This window comes from Thalassotalea sp. SU-HH00458 (assembly GCF_040362795.1).
GTDB lineage: Bacteria > Pseudomonadota > Gammaproteobacteria > Enterobacterales > Alteromonadaceae > Thalassotalea_H > Thalassotalea_H castellviae.
This window is the reverse complement of record NZ_BAABWW010000007.1, coordinates 15,250-35,788: the sequence shown is the minus strand read 5'-3', so window position 1 is coordinate 35,788 and position 20,539 is coordinate 15,250. Positions and strand designations below refer to the sequence as shown.

The window sequence follows — 20,539 nt, the reverse complement described above, 5'->3', positions numbered from 1 at the left end:
TTGTGGATAACTAAAGAGATAATGCCTTATCAAATAAAAATAACATTATTAAAGCCTACCTTTTTCGAAAATTGTTGGCATTAAATCAGCTAGGAGCTTTTCTTGGATCACTCTTTGTGGCAACGTTGCCTTTCTATTTTGCAAGAAGAACTTCCTGCTCAACAATTTAGTATGTGGATCCGCCCACTTCAATGCGTGATCGATGATAATATTATGACCTTATATGCACCTAATCGGTTTGTACTTGATTGGGTGCGTGATAAATATGTTGCACGCATCACTGAATTAGTTTCATTTGAAGAAAATGGCAATCCGCCTTTATTACGTTTTGACGTGGGAAGTATACCAAAAGTAGCACCTGCTCCAGTTAACAACGAGAGTCACTTTGCTCCTTCTATGAGAGAGAGTAGGCCACAACAAAATATAGATCCTGAGCCGAATATCCCCAAAAAAACCAATGTCAGAGTTAATTATACTTTTGATAATTTCGTTGAAGGTAAATCTAATCAGTTAGCCAGAGCTGCCGCGTCTCAAGTAGCCGATAACCCTGGCTCTGCTTATAACCCTTTATTTATTTACGGCGGAACAGGATTAGGTAAAACTCATTTATTACATGCGGTTGGTAATGGTATTTTGCTCAATAAACCTAATGCCAAAATTGCTTATATGCATTCAGAACGATTTGTTCAAGATATGGTAAGAGCGCTACAAAATAATGCCATGGAAAAGTTTAAACAATACTATCGCAGTGTTGATGCGCTATTAATCGATGATATTCAGTTTTTTGCCGGAAAAGACCGTACTCAAGAAGAGTTTTTTCATACCTTTAACGCTTTGCTTGAGGGTAATCAACAAATCATTCTCACCAGTGATCGTTACCCTAAAGAAGTTGATGTAGAAGATAGACTTAAATCTCGTTTTGGTTGGGGCCTGACGATAGCGATTGAACCACCTGAGCTTGAAACTCGTGTTGCAATACTTAAACGCAAAGCCCAAGAAAGTCATATTAATTTGGCCGATGAAGTTGCTTTTTTTATTGCTAAACGATTACGTTCAAATGTGAGAGAATTAGAAGGTGCTCTTAATCGTGTTATTGCTAATGCAAATTTCACTGGTAGAGCAATTAATATTGATTTTGTTAAAGAAGCGTTAAGAGATTTACTTGCCTTACAGGATAAGTTAGTTACTATCGATAACATACAGAAAACTGTTGCTGAGTATTACAAGATCAAAGTGGCTGATTTACTTTCAAAAAGAAGAAATAGATCTGTTGCTAGACCTAGACAAATAGCAATGGCATTATCTAAAGAATTAACAAACCATAGCTTACCTGAAATTGGTGATGCATTTGGCGGTAAAGATCATACAACTGTGTTGCATGCTTGCCGGAAGGTAAAGGATTTACGCGAAGAATCCCACGACATTAAAGAAGATTATTCTAACTTGACTAGAACTCTTTCATCCTAATAATAAGGTTAAGAACAGTAGGTAACCAATGAAGTTTTCATTAAACAGAGAATTATTATTAAAGCCTTTATTACTCGTTTCTGGAGCAGTAGAAAGGAAAAGCACATTACCTATTTTGGGTAATATTTTGCTTGATGTAAGTGAACAGTCACTTACTTTAACAGCTACTGATTTAGAGCTTGAAATGGTCTCTTACGCGGTTGTTGAAAACCAAGGTGAAGATGGTAAATTAACAATTCCTGCGAGAAAATTACTCGATATTTGTAAAAGTTTACCTGAAGGTTCTTTAATTAATTTTGAATCTGATAACGATACAGTGACGATTTCTTCAGGCAGAAGTAAATATTCCTTATCTACGCTACCGGCGACTGACTTTCCTAATATTGAACAATGGAAAGGTGACGTGGAATTTAAACTGTGTAAATCAGAGTTATTACGTCTTATTGAAAGCACACATTTTTCAATGGCTAATCAAGATGTTAGATACTATTTAAATGGTATGTCCATTGAAACAGAAGGTACTGAAATACGTTCTGTCGCAACAGATGGTCACCGATTGGCTATTTGTAAGCTAGCTAATGAATCACTTGAATTGCCAAATCGGCAAGTGATTGTTCCCCGTAAAGGTATTTTAGAAATTATTCGCTTACTTGATCCTGTCGAAGAAGACGTTCAAGTATTTTTAGGGTCTAACCATATTCGAATTATTGATAATGAGTTCTCGTTTACCAGTAAACTAGTCGATGGTCGTTTTCCTGATTATCGTCGAGTTTTACCAAGAAACGGTGATAAAATTTTAAACACGGATAAAGACCAGCTTAAGCAAGTTTTATCAAGAGCGTCTATTTTATCTAACGAAAAGTTTAAAGGGGTTAGACTTAACTTTGCTAATTCAGAGTTAAAAATTACCGCGAACAACCCTGAACAAGAACAAGCGGAAGAAGTCATAGAAATAGAGTTTCCTTATGAGGAAGTTGAAATTGGTTTTAACGTAAACTATGTGCTTGATGTTTTAAATGCCATTAAAGATCCTGTTGTTAAATTTACTCTAGCTGATGCAAACAGTAGTGTCGTTATTGAAGGCGAAAACTCCGGTGAAGCAATTTACGTTGTAATGCCAATGCGTTTGTAAATGTCTGTAAAAGAATTACACACTATAAATTTCAGAAATTTAGCTTCCAATAAATTATCGCTACATTCAGATTTAAATTTTTTAGTTGGTGATAACGGTAGTGGTAAAAGTAGCTTATTAGAATCTTTATTTTATTTAGGTCACGGTAAATCATTTAGAACAAGTAAGGTTGATAGTTTAATTCAAAATGGCTTTGATGATTTTATTATCAGTGTTAAATCAAATGAAAATACTCAATTGGGTATACAAAGAAATAAACTTGGTGAAAGCAAAATCAAGATTAACGGTTTAGCATCTTCTAAACTTTCTGATTTAGCGAAGAATATAGCAGTTCAAATTGTAACGCCTGAAAGTTTTAAATTGTTTTTTGGTGGTCCAAAAGAAAGAAGAAAATTTGTAGATTTAGGATTGTTTCACGTGGAACATTCTTTTTCATCTGAATGGAAATTGTTTCAAAGAGTCTATAAACAAAGAAATGCTTGTTTGAGAACAAAGCTAGGTTTAGAACAATTGGATTACTGGACAGATGAATTTTGCCGGCTATCTGAAAATATCGCTTCATTAAGAAAAGGCTACATAGAAAGCTTAAAGCAAGAATTACATTATTGGTTGAAAATTATGTTACCCACTTATGGGAAAGATATTTCAATTCAATATTTACAAGGTTGGAATAATAAAAAAGAATTATCTGACATATTACAAGAAAACAAATATAAAGAATTAGAAAAGGGTTTTTCTTTATATGGTGCACAGAAATTTGATATACGGTTTTTAATTGATAATGCTTCAATCGAACATCGTTTATCAAGAGGACAACAAAAGTTGTTTTTGCTCGCGTTAACTTTCGCACAATCTAAATTGATTGAACAAGTTAAACGAATAAAGCCAATTTTACTGATTGATGATATAGGTGCTGAACTAGATCATAGTTCACGAAAAGCTATGTTTTTAGCTTATCAGCAACTAAATTGTCAAACGATAATATCGGCAATTGATAGGGTCGCACTGGAACCTTTAATTCCAGACGATAATAATTACAACATGTTTCACGTGGAACATGGACAAATTAAAGCAATGATTGAGTAGGCTAAACGCTATGACAATAGAAAATGAATATGGCTCGGATAGTATTAAAGTTTTAAAAGGACTTGATGCAGTTCGAAAAAGACCTGGTATGTATATTGGTGACACGGATGATGGCACTGGTTTACATCATATGGTTTTTGAGGTGTTGGATAACTCTATAGATGAAGCGTTAGCAGGTCATTGTAGTGATATTATTGTGACTATCCACTTAGATGGTTCTGTATCTGTAAAAGATGATGGACGTGGAATTCCCACCGATATGCATCCAGAAGAAGGGGTTTCTGCTGCAGAAGTTATCATGACAGTATTACATGCTGGTGGTAAATTTGGTGGTGAAGATTCTGGCTATAAAGTATCAGGTGGTCTTCATGGTGTTGGTATTTCCGTTGTAAACGCTTTAAGTAGTAAGTTAAAACTTAATATAAGAAGAGGCGGGAAACTCTATGAGCAAATTTATCAAGCAGGTGAACCTGAAGCACCATTGGCCGTTATTGGTGAGAGTGAACGTACAGGTACAGAAGTAAGATTTTGGCCAAGTGCTGAAACTTTCTCTGATACACTTTTTCATTACGACTTATTAGTAAAAAGAATTCGTGAATTATCATTTCTAAACTCTGGTATTTCAATTCGGTTAATTGATGAAAGAGAAGAAGGTAAAGAAGACCACTTCCATTTTGATGGTGGTATTCAAGCGTTTGTTGATTACCTTAATACCAATAAAACAGCAGTGAATGAAGAAATCTTTTACTTTGATTTAGAACGTGAAGATGGAATTATTGTTGAAGTTGCTATGCAATGGAATGATGGCTTCCAAGAAAGTATTCATTGTTTTACGAACAATATTCCACAAAAAGATGGTGGAACCCATTTAAGTGGTTTCCGTACAGCATTAACGAGAACGTTAAATAGCTACATGGTTAAAGAAGGTTTAAATAAAACCAAGAAAGGCGGTAGTACAGAAACAAGCGCATCAGGTGATGATGCACGTGAAGGCTTAACAGCTGTTATTTCAGTGAAAGTTCCAGACCCGAAATTTTCTTCGCAAACCAAAGATAAATTAGTTTCTTCTGAAGTTAAGACTGCCGTTGAGCAAGCAATGGGTGAAAAATTAGGTGAGTACTTATTAGAAAAGCCAGCCGTTGCTCGTACAATTATTATGAAAATAGTTGATGCAGCAAGAGCTCGTGAAGCAGCACGTAAAGCACGTGAAATGACCCGAAGAAAAGGGGCATTAGATATTGCAGGTTTACCTGGAAAACTTGCAGATTGTCAGGAAAAAGATCCTGCATTATCTGAACTCTATATTGTGGAAGGGGACTCTGCTGGCGGCTCAGCTAAGCAGGGACGAAATCGTAAAAACCAAGCCATCTTACCGTTGAAAGGTAAAATATTAAACGTAGAAAAAGCACGCTTTGATAAAATGATATCTTCACAAGAGGTAGGAACGTTAATCACAGCGCTTGGCTGTGGTATTGGTCGAGATGAATATGATCCGGATAAATTACGTTATCATAGTATCATTATCATGACCGATGCTGATGTCGATGGATCTCACATTCGTACTTTGTTATTAACATTTTTCTATCGTCAAATGCCTGAGATAATGGAAAGGGGTTATATTTATATTGCGCAACCACCACTTTATAAAGTGAAGAAAGGTAAGCAAGAACGCTATATAAAAGATGATGATGGTTTAACAGAATATTTAACAACATTAGCGTTAGATAATGCGGCCATTCATGTCAACGAATCTGCTCCACCAATTGCTGGAGCTGCATTAGAAAAATTGGTGAATCAATTTAGAGATGTAACGGCAACAATCAAAAGATTATCTAGACAGATACCTGCTGATATCTTAGAAAAAATGATATACAGCTCAACGATCAATGTAGAAGATTTTGCTGATAAAGCTAAGGTAGAAGCATGGACAGCAAACTTACTTGCTCAGTTAGATAACCAAGACGGTAATGGTTCACTTTATTCTGTGGTAGTGAAACAAGATAGTGAACGCAACGTCTATTATCCGAGCTTTATTGTTCGTAAACACGGAATTGATACAGAATATAATTGTAGTTTTGAATTTATTGATTCAAAAGAATTTGGTTCAATTATCGCCTTAAATTCAGCAATTAACGGATTAATTGAAGAAGGTGGCTATGTTAAACGTGGTGAAAAAGTTAACTATGCGACGACTTTTGAAGAAGCATTAGATTGGTTGATGGCTGAGTCAAAACGTGGACAATATATTCAACGTTATAAAGGATTGGGTGAAATGAACCCAGATCAACTTTGGGAAACTACCATGGATCCTGAAACACGTAGAATGCTACAAGTGACTATTGAAGATGCTATCGCGGCTGATCAATTATTTAATACCTTGATGGGTGATCATGTAGAGCCACGTAGAAACTTTATTGAAGATAACGCCTTGAAAGTGGCGAATTTAGATATATAGTATATATATCAGTCAGTTGAATTAAAAAAGAGCCGTGTTGGCTCTTTTTCTTTTTGGTAAAGAAAGTAACAAATGGCTTATAAACTATCTAAATTAGGATAACAAAAGCTATAAAATTATAGTGATATAGAAAAATGCGCTAACACTATGAACGGACATCAAAAAGTTTGGTGCCTAAATTGAGTAATAACTCGAGAAAATTGCTTAGGTACCTAGGCGATTAATCAGACAAACGGTATACTAGCGCAAGAAAATTTTTAACCAGTAAAAAATCGGAAAATCATGAGCACGTTTAATAGTAAAACATTCCAAGGTTTAATTTTGCAATTGCAAGATTATTGGTCACGTCAAGGTTGTGTCATTGTTCAACCATTAGATTTAGAAGTAGGTGCTGGTACGTTTCATCCTATGACGTTTTTACGTGCTGTAGGACCTGAACCAATTAGTAGTGCTTATGTTCAACCATGTCGTCGTCCTACAGATGGCCGATATGGTGAAAACCCAAATCGTCTGCAACATTATTATCAATTTCAAGTAATGTTAAAACCGTCACCCAAAAATATTCAAGAACTGTATTTAAATTCGTTAAAAGAATTAGGTATTGATCCATTAGTTCATGATATTCGTTTTGTTGAAGATAACTGGGAATCACCAACATTGGGTGCGTGGGGTTTAGGTTGGGAAATTTGGTTAAATGGCATGGAAATTACGCAATTTACTTATTTCCAACAAGTTGGTGGTTTGGAGTGTACTCCTGTCACTGGCGAAATTACCTATGGGTTAGAACGTTTAGCAATGTACATTCAAAACGTGGATAGCATCTATGATTTAGTTTGGACAGATGGACCAATGGGTAAAGTACTTTATGGTGATGTATTTCATCAAAATGAAGTAGAGCAATCAGCCTATAATTTTGAACATGCAGATGTAGATGCATTGTTTGCACAATTTGACCAGTGTGAAAAAGACAGCCAAAAATTGATTGAAGCAGGCTTGGCATTACCCGCTTATGAACAAGTGATGAAGGCATCTCATGCATTTAATTTACTAGATGCAAGACATGCTATTTCAGTAACAGAACGCCAACGTTATATTTTAAGAGTACGTGCTTTATCGAAAGCATGTGCAGAAGCATATTATGCAACTCGTGAAGAACTAGGCTTTCCAATGTGTAAAAAGTCAGATGAGCGAGGATAATAGGATTATGAAAGATACATTATTAATAGAAATAGGTACGGAAGAGTTACCACCAAAATCGCTCAAAAACTTAGCGACAATATTTTTTGAACAAATTACATCACAGGTACAATCGGCTGACTTAGCGTATGAAGACGCTAGCTGGTTCGCTTCTCCGAGACGTCTTGCTGTCAAGATAACTGGTTTAGTGGATAAGCAACAAGATAAAGAGATTGAGAAACGTGGTCCTGCGATTAATGTAGCGTTTGATGAGAAAGGTGAGCCAAGCAAAGCGGCTTTAGGCTGGGCACGTTCAAATGGCATTACCATTGAACAAGCACAACGGTTAAAAACCGATAAAGGTGAATGGTTATTACATAAAGCTGTTCAAACCGGTCAAACGCTAGATATGCTTATTCCAGAAATGGTGAGTAATGCGTTAAATAAATTACCTATACCAAAACCGATGCGTTGGGGTAGCGAACGTATTCAATTTATCAGACCAGTACATACCTTAACAATGATGTACGCTGATAAAGTGATCAATGGTGAAACTTTAGGTGTATCATCAAATAATTTATTACAAGGTCATCGTTTTCATCATGAAGGTATGGTGACTTTGACGCATGCCGATGATTATGAAGCTGTTTTGAAAAAAGCATTTGTTATCGCTGATTATCAAGAAAGACAGCAACTTATCATTGAGCAAATTAAACAAACTGAGCAAACGTTAGCGGTAGATGCGTTGATTGATCAAGATTTATTGGATGAAGTAACTGCCTTAGTTGAGTGGCCAGTGACATTAGTCGGTACTTTTGATGAAGAGTTTTTACAAGTTCCGGCTGAACCTTTGATTTATTCGATGAAAGACCATCAAAAATATTTTCCGGTGAATGATAAACAAGGCAAGTTAATTAATAAGTTTATTTTTGTCGCAAATATAGAAAGTAAAGCCCCAGAAAAAGTTATCTTTGGAAATGAAAAAGTAATACGCCCTCGACTTGCCGATGCCGAATTTTTCTTCAAAACAGATAAAAAACAATCGCTTGAATCTAGATTAGCTAGTTTAGAGTCAGTTTTGTTTCAAAAACAATTAGGCACGTTAAAAGCTAAATCAGAGCGGATTGCTCAATTAAGTCAATATATCGCGAAACAGGTCGATGAAAATGCTGAGTTAGCTTATCGAGCAGGATTGTTAAGTAAAACAGATTTAATGAGTGATATGGTTTTAGAATTCCCTCAAGTACAAGGTACTATGGGTAAATACTATGCTATTCATGATGGCGAAGAGCAAGCGGTGGCCCAAGCCTTGGAAGATCAATATCGTCCGAGATATGCTGGTGATAGCTTACCGGAAGGGAACATTGGCTGCTCTGTCGCGATAGCAGATAAAATCGATACGCTAGTGGGTATTTTTGGTATTAATCAGCCACCAAAAGGGGATAAAGACCCTTTTGCACTTAGAAGAGCCGCCATTGGTTTAATTCGTATCATCATTGAAAAACAATTAGATTTAGATATTGAAACATTAGTTGCTGAAAGTATTGCCTTATACGGTGACAAATTAGCTAATGAAAATACTCAACAAGATGTTATCGATTTTGTATTGGGTCGCTTTAGAGCACATTATCAAGAACAAAATATTTCAGTTGATGTGATTCAAGCGGTGTTAGCAAATGCTCCAACAGCGCCGTTGGATTTTGACAAACGTATTTCTGCTGTTAATCACTTTAAGTCGATGTCAGAGGCTGAAACTTTAGCGGCAGCAAATAAGCGTGTTGGTAATATACTTGCTAAATTTAGCGGTGAATTATTTACAGAATTTAAACCAGCTTTAGCAGCTGAACAGGCTGAAACTGATTTAGCTAAAACGTTCACTGCCATCAGCGAAAAAGTGAAACCATTACAAGCGGCAAAAGATTATAAAGCGGTTTTATCTGAGTTATCTCAAATTAAACAACCGATAGATATGTTTTTTGATAGTGTCATGGTTATGGCAGATGATGAACAAGTTAAAATTAACCGCTTAACTTTACTGAATGAGATTAGAAATAGCTTTTTAGCGATTGCAGATATTTCATTACTACAAAGTTAATTCACGTTAAACAACCGACTTAAAAGAAAAGGTAGCAAGCTAGTTTTATAGCGTGCTACCTTTTTTTATTAGGTAAATATAATTGTGTAAAAAGTATTAAGACTTTTTAATTAAGTATTGAAAAGGAATGCTATCACATTGTTGCGCGATGAGTTGATGTTCCATAAACCGACAAAAGCTAGGTATATCTCGAGCTGTAGACGGATCATCTGCTAACACTAATAAAGTTTCGCCACTGTTAATTTTACGTATATTTAATCTCACCATCATAACGGGTTCAGGGCACCTTAAGCCAATGGCATCTAACTGGTGATCTGCTTTTGCAAAAATTTCATTCATTACAACTGACCCAATTAATTGTTAGCAAGCGATAATTGAGTGATATAGCCACTTAAATTATGAGCTGTCTTCAACATACTAATAAAATCATCGGCGCGTTGTTTAGCCTCGAAAGCATGACTGATGATACGAAAATAATGATTGGCATTCACTAATTGAAAATGAATATTTGGGTATAACTGCTGTAATTGAGTTAAAGATTGTTGAGCATTACTGATATTGCTAAACGCACCAAACTGCACATACCACTGAGGTTTGTTAGGATTCGATTTTATCGCTTGGCTTTTCATTTGCGGTGTTTTTTCAACCACAGCTGCAGGAACGCTTGGTCTAACTTGGTTTGGCGTTTCTGTTGTTGTTGTTCTAACAGCCGGACTTGCAGTGCGTACTTCAGGCGAATAATTACTGTATTTTTGACCAAATTGATAACTGAGAGATAAAAACAAACTATGGTTAGTATCGATTATTTCACTATTAAAGTGAGAGAACTGGCCAAATTCTAAGGCTAAGTTTTTAGTTAATTGATAGGTGGCAGCTAACATAATATAAGGTGACATTTGTTTTTCGATAACCGCTTCATTCGAGCTGTTGATAACAAATCCTAAACCCGTTCCAGCTTTTATGGATAAATCACTGTTGTAGCGTTTAATAAAGTTGGCACCAAGTGAAAATTGGCTGTAATTGGCAAAGATATTGGTGTCATTGTTCTCTAACATAATGTCATTATTATCAAAATATCGCGTTTCAAATTCAAACGATTCGCCAAATTGCCATTGATAAAAAATATGATACCCAGGGCCGTTTTCCTGATCGAGATGGTAGTTAACGCCGGCACCGACTTTATGTTTATCTTGAGCAAGAATCGAAAAAGGCAATAACACGAAAACTATAAAGATAATTGTTAATTTATTCATAGGGATAATTCTGATATTTTTTTTTATATTAACAGTAAATCCTGATAACTACCAAATAGGGAAAATGGTTTTTTGGTAAATATACTTGCTTTGTTGTCATAGGGTGAATAACCTAAAGAGAGATATACAGAGTAGGTTTTTTTATGCGCACGTTTCTCCTAGTTTTTGCCTTATTTTTCAGTATTGTATTTACGTCAAATGCCTCAGAAGGATACCTATTGAGGAAGACTTTTGAAAATGCAGAGAAACAATTGTGGAAGTCGAATTCATCAACGTATCAAGAACTCTATCAACAGTTAAATTATTATCCATTGCAGCCTTATTTAGATCAGAAGCGCTTGATACACCGCATGCGTCTTTCATCAGCGAAAGAAATAGCCAGTTTTTTAGATAAATACCAAGGTTCTCCACTTGATTGGCCATTACGCAAAAAATGGTTGAACTATTTAATTAAAAGAAACCGTCAGGCGTTGTTTATCGAGTTTTTTCAGCCAACGTACGACGTTAACCTCACTTGTCATTATTATCAGTATCAACTTAATAAAGGTGTAGCAGAAAGCAACGTTTTACCTAAAATAGCGAAATTATGGGTGGTAGGTAAGTCTCAACCTAAGTCATGTGATCCATTATTTGAACGTTGGCAAAAAGCAGGGTTGCGAACGCCAGAGCATGTATGGCAGCGATTAGGTCTAGCAGCTGATGGTGGTAAGCATACTTTAATACCTTATTTAACAGGGCTGCTTCCTGAAAATGAGCAGTATTTAGGGAAGCTTTGGCATAAAGTACGTAGAGATCCTGCCTATATAACGAAATTATCACGATTTCCAAATAAAAATGACAAAGAAACTACCATTTATACGTATGGCATTAAAAGATTAATTTGGCGTGATCAAAATAGGGCGCTGAAATCTTATCAACAAGCAAAAACTAACTTTGCTTTTACTGAAGAACAGCAGCAACAAATTGCTTTAAAATTTTCATTAGCTTTAGCCAGTAAAAACCATCCATCGGCCAATGAATGGTTAAAGCAAGTCGATGATAACAATTTAACCGACAATATCGTTCAATGGAAAATAGCTGATGTTTTGAGAAAGCAAAATTGGCCAACCATTAAAACAGAATTACTGTCATTACCAGTTGCTTATCAACAAAAACAACAATGGAAATATTGGTATGCACGCAGTTTATTAGCCACCAATGAACAAGTATTAGGTAAACAATTAATGGAGGAGTTGGCAGATACTCGTCATTATTATGGTTTTTTAGCAGCAACCTATAGCGATAAACCCGTTAATTTACAAAATAAGCCCTTACAAATATCTGAACAAGAAAAAATAGAGCTTTTTAAAAATGCGGCGGGCAAGCGAGCCTTTGAATTTTTTCATTTAGGTCGTTATTACCACGCAAGATTAGAATGGAACTATTGGCTAAGACAATTAACAGAACGGCAAAAGTTAGTAGCCGCTAAATTAGCGAATGAAATAGGTTGGTATGATCGTGCTATTTTTGCTTTATCTCAAGTGGGATATTTAGATGATGTAGATTTACGATTTCCATTAGCATTCAACGATGAAATTAAGCAACATGCGAGTAAGTATGCCATTAACCCTGCATGGGCTTTTGCTATTACTCGTCGGGAAAGCTCCTTTATGTCGGATGCAAACTCATCTGTCGGAGCGAGAGGCTTAATGCAGTTAATGCCGGATACCGCAAAACATTTAACAAGACGAAAAAAGGTATCGACTAAATACCTGCTTGATAGTAAAAATAATATTAATTTAGGCACTAAATATTTAAAAGATTTATTAGATAGGCATAAAGGAAATCAAGTGCTAGCTACTGCGGCCTATAATGCTGGACCTTATCGCGTGAAAAAGTGGTTAAAATCAGCAAACGAATTACCTGCTGATATTTGGATTGAAACGATCCCATTTCGGGAAACACGTGAATATGTGAAAAGCGTACTGGCTTATCAAGAAATTTATCAACATAAAGTGGGTGAGCAAAGTTCACTGTTTGATCAGTTGCATAGCCTAAATATTACCCAGTTATAATGACTACATAATGCTTTTTCAGATAAGGTGTTGTAGTCATCATAATATTGATCTTGCGATAATCACTTTAAAATCAAAGCAATCTTAGATATGTAAAGTCGCAAGTGCTGAACTGCACAATACGCTATGGTATGATGGCTAAAATTTTTCATCAGGGTGATCACATGAGAATGAGTAAACTTTCGACCTTATATCCAGCACATGTAGCTGAACTACAAATCAGAGCCAAAAACGCGCTTAAACGAGATAATTTGCAGGGTATAGTCATTCATTCTGGGCAAGAGCTTAAAGTATTCTTAGATGATTTAAGTTATCCCTTTAAAGTTAACCCGCATTTTAAACATTGGCTTCCTTTGGTCAATGTGCCTAACTCTTGGTTAATCATCAATGGTGAAGACAAACCGACGCTTATTTATTATCAGCCGACTGATTTTTGGCATAAAGTGATTGAATTATCCAATAACTATTGGAATGAGTTTTTTGACATAAAAGTGTTGAGTAAGGCCTCTGCCGTTGATCAGCTTCTGCCTTATGATAAAAAAGGCTACGCTTATATAGGGGCACACGTTGAAGTAGCTCAAGCGTTAGGGTTTGACAGTATTAATCCAGATACATTATTGAATTATTTACACTTTCATCGCGCATATAAAACATCATATGAGCAAGAATGTATGCGACTTTCCAATAGCATTGCGGTGAAAGCTCATAAAGCGGCAAAAGCTGCATTTTTTGATGGTGCCTCTGAATATGATATTCAACAAGCTTATTTAAAGGCGAGTCAACAGACCGAGAGTGAAACACCCTACGGAAATATAGTCGCGCTAAATGAAAATACCGCTATTTTGCATTACACGGCATTAGAAAGAAGTGTGCCTCAAGTGCATCGTTCATTTCTCATAGATGCAGGCGCAAACTTTCATGGTTATGCCTCTGATATTACCAGAACGTATTCCTATAAACGTGATAAGTTTGCTGAGTTAATTTCCCGCATGGATCAATTAATGTTGAAGGCAGTTGATGGACTTCAACCAGGGAAAAGCTATGTGGATCTCCATATTAATACTTATCGTGATATTGCGAATGTTTTACATGAGTTCGACTTTTTAACTGTCGATGCCGCAACTGCTGCTGAAGCTGGTGTGGTGAGTACATTTTTCCCGCATGGTCTTGGTCATCATTTAGGTCTTCAAACTCATGATGTCGGTGGTTTTATGGCTGATGAACGTGGAACGCATGTAAATACTCCAGACAACCATCCGTTTTTAAGAACTTCAAGAGTCATAGAAAGTGAACAGGTTTTTACTATTGAGCCTGGTTTATATTTTATCGATTCATTACTGTCAGATCTAAAACAGTCAAAAAATGGCGATATGATTCAATGGGAGAATGTCGATGAAATGCGCCGATTTGGCGGGATTCGAATTGAAGATAATATTATTGTTCATCAATCACATAATGAAAATATGACCCGTGATTTAGAATTAGACTAAACATAGTAAAAGTTAAACGTGTCACAAACTTATCAAATAGCAGCAAGTGAAGTGATAGATGAAACAATTATCAATAAAAGTCGATTTATTTGTTATCTATCACCTTGCGCTTCTAATGAAGCCGCTAAAACGTTCTTAAAAAAAATCATTGAATTACATCCTCAAGCGCGACATCACTGTTATGCGTTTGTCAGTTCGCATCCAAAAAATAGTCAATATTATGGGTTTTCAGATGATGGAGAGCCCTCAGGCACTGCCGGTCGTCCTATGCTAAATGTTTTGCAAGGTAGTGGCATCGGCGAAGTTTGTGCCGTGGTGGTTCGTTATTTTGGTGGAATTAAATTAGGGACTGGCGGACTGCAAAGAGCTTATGGGGGGAGTGTAAGACAAGCATTAACGTTATTAAAAACAAAAACTAAAATTCCTATGGTACAGAAAACGTTAGCGTGTCAGTATACTCAGGTGAATGATGTGCTACATTTACTTAATACTATAGGTGGTGAAGTTATTGAACAATGTTTTCAAGAAGATGTTGCATTAACTTTAGCTATTCCTGAAGAAAATTTACCGTTATTAAAAGAACAATTACAAACGTTGTCTTCTGGCCAATTAATTTTAAAGTCACATGAAAAATAAGAAGTAATAATAGTCGTGCAATATAAAAATATTATCCGCATTTTAGGACTGTTAGTGGCCATACTCAGTGTCACCATGCTTCCTCCTGCATTTATTTCATTAATTTATCGTGATGGCGGCGGTGTTTCATTTTTAATGTCATTTGTTTTCTGTTTAATCGCTGGGTTATTTGCTTGGTACCCTAATCGAGATGAAAAAAGTGACTTGAGGGCTAGAGAAGGCTTTTTAATTGTCGTTCTGTTTTGGACAGTATTAGCCAGTTTCTCAGCCGTACCTTTGATGTTATTAGAGCAACCTAACTTGACAGTTGCCGATGCTTTTTTTGAGTCATTTTCAGGTTTAACAACAACAGGAGCTACGATACTCACGAAAATTGACGGGCTTCCGCATGCAGTGTTGTGGTATCGACAACAACTACAATGGTTGGGTGGCATGGGGATTATTGTTTTAGCGGTTGCGGTTCTTCCTATGCTAGGCGTTGGTGGCATGCAGTTATATCGTGCTGAAACTCCAGGACCAGTTAAAGACTCAAAAATGACGCCTCGTATAGCTGATACCGCGAAGCACCTTTGGTTTATATATTTATCGTTAACGGTTGCTTGTTCAATCAGTTATTGGTTAGCAGGGATGAATTTATTTGACGCGATTTGCCATGCTTTTTCTACAATTGCCATTGGTGGGTTTTCTACACATGATTTAAGTATGGGGTATTTCGACAGCCCATTGATCAATTTCGTTTGTGTACTTTTCTTACTTATCTCTGGAGTTAACTTTGCTCTGCATTTTGCGGTAGTACACAGTAAATCACTACGTGCTTATTTTTATGATCCTGAATTTAAAGCATTTCTTTATATTCAGTTAGCACTGACTTTACTTTGCTTTACGGTATTAATGTCGGCAGGGATCTACGAAAGTGGATTTGAAGCCTTTGATCAAGCCTTGTTTCAATCCGTGTCAATTAGTACCACAGCAGGCTTTGCCACCACATCTTTTTCAGAGTGGCCAACGTTATTACCCATATTATTAATTTTTTCTAGCTTTATTGGTGGTTGTGCAGGGAGTACAGGCGGCGGTATGAAAGTTGTCCGCGTGGTTTTATTATATTTACAAGGTTTGCGTGAGCTAAATAAACTCGTTCACCCGAAAGCTATTTTTACCATTAAATTAGGTAATAAAGCCTTACCAAATCGAGTAGTTGAAGCGATTTGGGGCTTTTTCTCTGCTTATGCTGCCGTGTTTGTGCTTTGTATGTTGGCATTATTAGCGGCAGGCGTAGATGATATAACTGCTTTTACCGCTGTTGCTGCTTGCTTAAATAACTTAGGACCTGGCTTAGGAGAAGTCGCTGCTAACTTTGCTAACCTTGGTGATTCAAGTAAATGGGTGCTAATTTTAGCGATGTTATTTGGTCGGTTAGAAATCTTTACCTTGCTGGTGTTGTTTACACCAGCGTTTTGGCGTTCTTAATTCTGATTATCTTGAAAAATTAGAAAAATTTTAACGGGTCTACATAAAATAATCGTTCAACATCGGTGATATATTTTTTATTGACTAAAAATAAAATAACATGATCTTCAGCTAAAATTTCAGTATGCGAATGAGCAATGATCACTTCTTCATCACGAACTATCGCTCCAATAGTGGTACCTGGAGGTAATTTTAATGAAGCAATGGTTCTGCCTATAACTTTTGAGGAGTTCTCGTTCCCTTTCGCTACAATTTCAATCGCTTCTGCAGCACCACCTCGTAAACTATAAACATTATTAATACTTCCTTTTCGAACATGTGTTAATAGCGCCGAAATTGTCGCGTGTTGAGGGGAAACCGCAATATCTATATTACTGCCATGTACTAAATCTATGTAGGCGCTGCGCTGTATCAATACCATGGCTTTTCGAACACCTAAGCGCTTTGCCAATAAAGATGACATAATATTGGCTTCGTCATCATTTGTGACTGCAATAAAAACATCAAACTGATCAACATGTTCTTCCATTAATAGCTCTTGATCGGATGAATCACCAACAAAGACTAACGTATCGTTTAACTCTGAGGCTAAATAAGCAGCACGTTTTGCTGTGTGTTCAATCAGTTTAACTTGATGGTTTTTTTCTAATAGACGAGCTAAGCCTGCGCCGATATTACCACCGCCTGCGATCATGATGCGCTTGTATGCGGGTTCAAGCTTTTGAAGTTCGTTCATCACGGCACGAATGTGAATGGTAGCCGCAATGAAAAATACTTCATCATCTGCTTCAATCACGGTTGTGCCAAGTGGGCGAATAGGCTTGCCGTTACGATAAATAGCCGCAACACGTGTGTCGACATTAGGAATATGTTCACGCAGGGTTGATAGGGCATGACCAACTAATAATCCGCCATAATAAGCTTTTACGGCAACTAAACTGACTTTACCTTTGGCAAATTCTAATACTTGCAATGCACCAGGATAATCGATAAGTCTGGCGATATCACGAGTCACTAATTCTTCTGGAGCAATAACGTGATCTACAGGAATATTATTGGGCTGGAAAAGCTCATCTTGATATTTCAAAATTTTAGCGGAACGAATTCGCGCAATTTTAGTCGCGGTGTTAAACAATGAATAACATACTTGGCAGGCGATCATGTTCGTTGCATCGTCACTGGTAACGGCAACAATAAGTTCGGCATCCTCAGCACCAGCTTGCTTTAGCACATCGGGATGAGAGCCTTGACCAACAACAACTTGCAAATCCATTTTATCTTGTAATTCTCGCAGTATTTCTGCGTTGGTATCAATTAATGAGATGTCGTTTTTTTCACCCACTAAATTCTCTGCGAGTGTACCACCAACTTGTCCTGCGCCAATTATGACTATTTTCATTGGATGCTATCCGTTATTTTTCTTTTTTAACTTAGCGTAATAAAAACCATCCATAGACTGCTCATTGGGTAAAATTTGCCAGCCTATTTTCTGTTGAGTATTGTCTATTGCTATCAGCTCTGCATCAGAATTTTTTGAAATAAACTGCTGAATTTGTTCACAGTTTTCTTCAGGTAAAATACTGCAAGTAACATAAAGCAAAGTACCACCGGGTTTAAGTAATGGCCATATATTTTTCAATATTTGTTGTTGTAATATCGTCAGGGCTTCAATATCGGTTGATTTTCTTAACCATTTTATATCCGGATGACGCCTGATCACTCCGGTACCCGAACAAGGTGCATCAAGAAGTATGCGATCATATGCTTGTTTGTCCCACCATAACTCAGGTTTAGACGCATCGGCGGCAATAACATTTGCTGATAGGTTTAATCGAGCTAAATTGTCTTTCACACGTAATAAGCGTTTTTCTTCAATATCAATGGCGGTCATTGCATTTATCGACGGGCGAAGTTCTAAAATATGACAGGTTTTTCCACCAGGTGCTGCACAGCAATCAAGTACGTTATCATGAGGTTGGCAATCTAAAAGTACCGCCGCCTGTTGAGCAGCGCCATCTTGCACAGAAACATGACCTAACTCAAACCCGGGTAAATTATTAACATCTGTTGCTTGTACGAGCTTTATTGCTCCAGAAAACTCATCAACACTCGCTACTTCAATATCAGCCCTTGCTAATAATTCCAAATATTGTTCAATAGTATGATGCTGTTGATTGACTCTAAGCCACATCGGTGGTTTTTCTTGGTTGGCATTTAAAACCGCTGGCCAATCGTCTGGGTAGGCATTTTGTATTTTCTTAATAAACCAGCTTGGGTGATTGTATTGTATCGCAACAGGCAATTTTTCATCATTGTCAGTTGTTTTACGCTGAAAGTTTCGCAAGATGCCATTGACTAGAGCTTTTAAATGCTGATGTTTTAACGGTTTAGTGGCCGCTACAGTTTCGCTGACAGCCGCATGATCTGGAATGCGGGTATATTTTATTTGATAAATACCCACTAACAGTAAAAAATGCACAGCTCGTTGTTTCGCCACTAATGGCTTTTGTATTAGTTGCCTTACTTCATGCTCTAACTCTGGCAAGTATCGCAACACGCCATAACATAGCTCTTGTAATAACCCTTTGTCTTTACCTATCACTTTTTCTTGTAGTGCAGGTAATTCATCAGCAAGGCTTCGGCCTTTATCAATTACAGCATATGTACATTTAGCGGCTAGGGCTCTTACATTTGTAGCCATAGTGTTATTTACCTAAACCGTTAATAGATTGACCTTTTTGAAACCATTCTGCGCGACCATTTAATAGGTCGCTAAACGGAATTGCTTTTTTGCCTGGTAACTGCAAAGTTTCTAATTTTAACGCTTGCTCACCTGTCGCTATGGTAACACCTGTTTTATCAACATGAAGTATTGTGCCGGCAGTTTCACTAAAGTTACCTTCAACAACACTGGCTTGCCAAGTGCGAATACGGTGTTGTTTTTGTTTGTCATCGGTAAAAGTAAACTGAGCGACAGGCCAAGGAATATAGGCGCGGAGCTTTTGATGCAAGGTTTTTGCCGGTAATTGCCAGTCTAATTCTGCCTCATCTTTATGGAGTTTAGCTGCATAGCTCGCTAACGCATTATTTTGCGGTTCAGCCTGATGTTTACTTTCCGCCATTAACTGTAAAGTTTCGATTAATGCTTGAGGGCCTAATGCCGCCAATTTTTCATAAATACTGGCACTGGTATCTTGTGGGCTAATTTCACACGTCGCTTTTAAAATCATATCGCCCGTATCAAGACCTTCATCCATTTGCATAATGGTGACACCCGTTTCTAAATCGCCGGCTTCAACCGCGCGTTGAATAGGAGCCGCGCCGCGCCATTGCGGTAAGATAGAACCATGAACATTAATGCAGCCAAGTCGTGGTGCGTCTAAAATGACTTTAGGTAGCAACAAACCATAGGCCACAACAACCATGATGTCAGCTTGGTAATTGATCAATGTTGCTTGATCTTCACTTTCTTTAAAGTGTTGAGGTTGCTCAACCGGAATATTGTTTTCGATCGCTAAAAGCTTAGTTGCACAGGCTGTGAGTTTTTTTCCTCGGCCCGCGGGTTTATCGGGTGGGCAATAAACCGCAATAACATTGTGGTGAGAGTTGATCAGTGCAGCTAAATGCTTGGCGGCAAAATCAGGGGTGCCGGCAAAAATAATATTTAAAGGTTGTGACATAGGTAGATTCTATTCTTAATAACAGTGATTAAGCGCCAGCTTTTGCTAAACGAGCTTCTTTTTCTAGTTTGGTTTGAATACGTTTACGTTTTAGTGGCGATAAATAATCCACAAAGAGAACGCCATCAAGATGATCCAACTCATGTTGAATACAGATAGATAATAATTCCGTTGCGTCTAGTTCAAATACTTCGCCATTGATATCAAGTGCTCTTACCGTGACTTCTGTGTGGCGTTCAACCTTTGCATAATTGCTTGGCACCGACAAACAACCTTCCTCGTTAATCATGATTTCATCATTTTTCTTGATAATTTCAGGATTAATCAATACGTAGGATTGTTCTTTGTCTTCGGAAACATCAATTACCACAATTCGTTGGTGAATATTTACCTGTGTTGCCGCTAAGCCAACACCATTTTCTGCGTACATAGTTTCAAACATGTCAGCAACAATGTTTTTAATATCTTCATTTACTTCGGCAACTGGCGCTGCTTTAGTTCGAAGTCTTTCATCTGGAAATCGTAAAACGTCTAATATAGCCATAATT

General features: G+C 37.1%; 16 protein-coding genes. 10 read left to right on the top strand and 6 right to left on the bottom strand.

From position 1 onward, the window contains the following. The first annotated feature begins 102 nt into the window (after window positions 1-102). The 6 genes from dnaA (at window position 103) to glyS (ending at window position 9,411) form a co-directional block, all read left to right on the top strand. Window positions 103-1,467: a chromosomal replication initiator protein DnaA gene (gene dnaA / locus ABXH06_RS11830; protein WP_311581979.1), complete on the top strand. Its 1,365-nt coding sequence runs from the start codon at window positions 103-105 to the stop codon at window positions 1,465-1,467. Between the two features lie 28 nt (window positions 1,468-1,495). Next, entirely contained in the window at window positions 1,496-2,599 is a 1,104-nt protein-coding gene (dnaN, locus tag ABXH06_RS11825; RefSeq protein WP_353518354.1) for a DNA polymerase III subunit beta, read from the top strand. Continuing rightward, window positions 2,600-3,685: a DNA replication/repair protein RecF gene (recF, locus tag ABXH06_RS11820; RefSeq protein WP_353518353.1), complete on the top strand. Its 1,086-nt coding sequence runs from the start codon at window positions 2,600-2,602 to the stop codon at window positions 3,683-3,685. Window positions 3,686-3,695: 10 nt separating this feature from the next. Next, window positions 3,696-6,140, top strand: coding sequence for a DNA topoisomerase (ATP-hydrolyzing) subunit B (gene gyrB / locus ABXH06_RS11815; protein ID WP_353518352.1), 2,445 nt, complete (start codon window positions 3,696-3,698; stop codon window positions 6,138-6,140). A 282-nt stretch (window positions 6,141-6,422) separates the two neighbouring features. Next, the gene (gene glyQ / locus ABXH06_RS11810) at window positions 6,423-7,337 is read left to right on the top strand and encodes a glycine--tRNA ligase subunit alpha (protein ID WP_353518351.1); all 915 of its coding nucleotides are present in this window, start codon (window positions 6,423-6,425) and stop codon (window positions 7,335-7,337) included. Between the two features lie 4 nt (window positions 7,338-7,341). Next, window positions 7,342-9,411: a glycine--tRNA ligase subunit beta gene (glyS, locus tag ABXH06_RS11805; protein WP_503012498.1), complete on the top strand. Its 2,070-nt coding sequence runs from the start codon at window positions 7,342-7,344 to the stop codon at window positions 9,409-9,411. A gap of 96 nt (window positions 9,412-9,507) precedes the next feature. On the opposite strand, the gene tusA is transcribed toward glyS, so the two are convergent. Further along, on the bottom strand, window positions 9,508-9,750 hold the full coding sequence (tusA, locus tag ABXH06_RS11800) for a sulfurtransferase TusA (protein WP_353518349.1): 243 nt from the start codon (window positions 9,748-9,750) through the stop codon (window positions 9,508-9,510). 14 nt (window positions 9,751-9,764) lie between these two features. Next, window positions 9,765-10,664 carry an SPOR domain-containing protein gene (locus ABXH06_RS11795; protein WP_353518348.1) on the bottom strand — a complete coding sequence of 300 codons (900 nt, stop codon included), beginning with the start codon at window positions 10,662-10,664 and terminating at the stop codon, window positions 9,765-9,767. 143 nt (window positions 10,665-10,807) lie between these two features. Here ABXH06_RS11795 and ABXH06_RS11790 point away from each other — a divergent pair, with 143 nt between their 5' ends. The 4 genes from ABXH06_RS11790 (at window position 10,808) to ABXH06_RS11775 (ending at window position 16,311) form a co-directional block, all read left to right on the top strand. Further along, window positions 10,808-12,718: a transglycosylase SLT domain-containing protein gene (locus ABXH06_RS11790; RefSeq protein ID WP_353518347.1), complete on the top strand. Its 1,911-nt coding sequence runs from the start codon at window positions 10,808-10,810 to the stop codon at window positions 12,716-12,718. Between the two features lie 170 nt (window positions 12,719-12,888). Next, complete coding sequence (pepQ, locus tag ABXH06_RS11785) at window positions 12,889-14,208, top strand: Xaa-Pro dipeptidase (protein ID WP_353518346.1); 1,320 nt, start codon at window positions 12,889-12,891, stop codon at window positions 14,206-14,208. Window positions 14,209-14,226: 18 nt separating this feature from the next. Next, window positions 14,227-14,844 (top strand): YigZ family protein, encoded by a 618-nt coding sequence (locus ABXH06_RS11780; RefSeq protein ID WP_353518345.1) that lies wholly within the window; start codon window positions 14,227-14,229, stop codon window positions 14,842-14,844. A gap of 15 nt (window positions 14,845-14,859) precedes the next feature. Then, entirely contained in the window at window positions 14,860-16,311 is a 1,452-nt protein-coding gene (locus tag ABXH06_RS11775) for a TrkH family potassium uptake protein (protein ID WP_311581950.1), read from the top strand. Between the two features lie 19 nt (window positions 16,312-16,330). Here ABXH06_RS11775 and trkA read toward each other — a convergent pair whose 3' ends face one another. The 4 genes from trkA to def are packed head-to-tail and all read right to left on the bottom strand — an operon-like array spanning window position 16,331 to window position 20,535. Then, window positions 16,331-17,710: a Trk system potassium transporter TrkA gene (trkA, locus tag ABXH06_RS11770; RefSeq protein ID WP_311581947.1), complete on the bottom strand. Its 1,380-nt coding sequence runs from the start codon at window positions 17,708-17,710 to the stop codon at window positions 16,331-16,333. A 6-nt stretch (window positions 17,711-17,716) separates the two neighbouring features. After that, the gene (gene rsmB / locus ABXH06_RS11765) at window positions 17,717-19,012 is read right to left on the bottom strand and encodes a 16S rRNA (cytosine(967)-C(5))-methyltransferase RsmB (RefSeq protein WP_353518344.1); all 1,296 of its coding nucleotides are present in this window, start codon (window positions 19,010-19,012) and stop codon (window positions 17,717-17,719) included. Window positions 19,013-19,016: 4 nt separating this feature from the next. Beyond that, complete coding sequence (gene fmt / locus ABXH06_RS11760; protein WP_353518343.1) at window positions 19,017-19,991, bottom strand: methionyl-tRNA formyltransferase; 975 nt, start codon at window positions 19,989-19,991, stop codon at window positions 19,017-19,019. Window positions 19,992-20,019: 28 nt separating this feature from the next. Then, the gene (gene def / locus ABXH06_RS11755; protein WP_353518342.1) at window positions 20,020-20,535 is read right to left on the bottom strand and encodes a peptide deformylase; all 516 of its coding nucleotides are present in this window, start codon (window positions 20,533-20,535) and stop codon (window positions 20,020-20,022) included. Window positions 20,536-20,539: the final 4 nt, after the last annotated feature.

Bases quoted from the DNA above. Each gene is read 5' to 3' on its own strand.
- def (WP_353518342.1), bottom strand. From the start codon at position 20,535: ATGGCTATATTAGACGTTTTACGATTTCCAGATGAAAGACTTCGAACT.
- rsmB (WP_353518344.1), bottom strand. From the start codon at position 19,012: ATGGCTACAAATGTAAGAGCCCTAGCCGCTAAATGTACATATGCTGTA.
- fmt (WP_353518343.1), bottom strand. From the start codon at position 19,991: ATGTCACAACCTTTAAATATTATTTTTGCCGGCACCCCTGATTTTGCC.
- recF (WP_353518353.1), top strand. From the start codon at position 2,600: ATGTCTGTAAAAGAATTACACACTATAAATTTCAGAAATTTAGCTTCC.
- dnaN (WP_353518354.1), top strand. From the start codon at position 1,496: ATGAAGTTTTCATTAAACAGAGAATTATTATTAAAGCCTTTATTACTC.
- ABXH06_RS11790 (WP_353518347.1), top strand. From the start codon at position 10,808: ATGCGCACGTTTCTCCTAGTTTTTGCCTTATTTTTCAGTATTGTATTT.
- tusA (WP_353518349.1), bottom strand. From the start codon at position 9,750: ATGAATGAAATTTTTGCAAAAGCAGATCACCAGTTAGATGCCATTGGC.
- glyQ (WP_353518351.1), top strand. From the start codon at position 6,423: ATGAGCACGTTTAATAGTAAAACATTCCAAGGTTTAATTTTGCAATTG.
- pepQ (WP_353518346.1), top strand. From the start codon at position 12,889: ATGAGTAAACTTTCGACCTTATATCCAGCACATGTAGCTGAACTACAA.
- trkA (WP_311581947.1), bottom strand. From the start codon at position 17,710: ATGAAAATAGTCATAATTGGCGCAGGACAAGTTGGTGGTACACTCGCA.
- gyrB (WP_353518352.1), top strand. From the start codon at position 3,696: ATGACAATAGAAAATGAATATGGCTCGGATAGTATTAAAGTTTTAAAA.
- ABXH06_RS11795 (WP_353518348.1), bottom strand. From the start codon at position 10,664: ATGAATAAATTAACAATTATCTTTATAGTTTTCGTGTTATTGCCTTTT.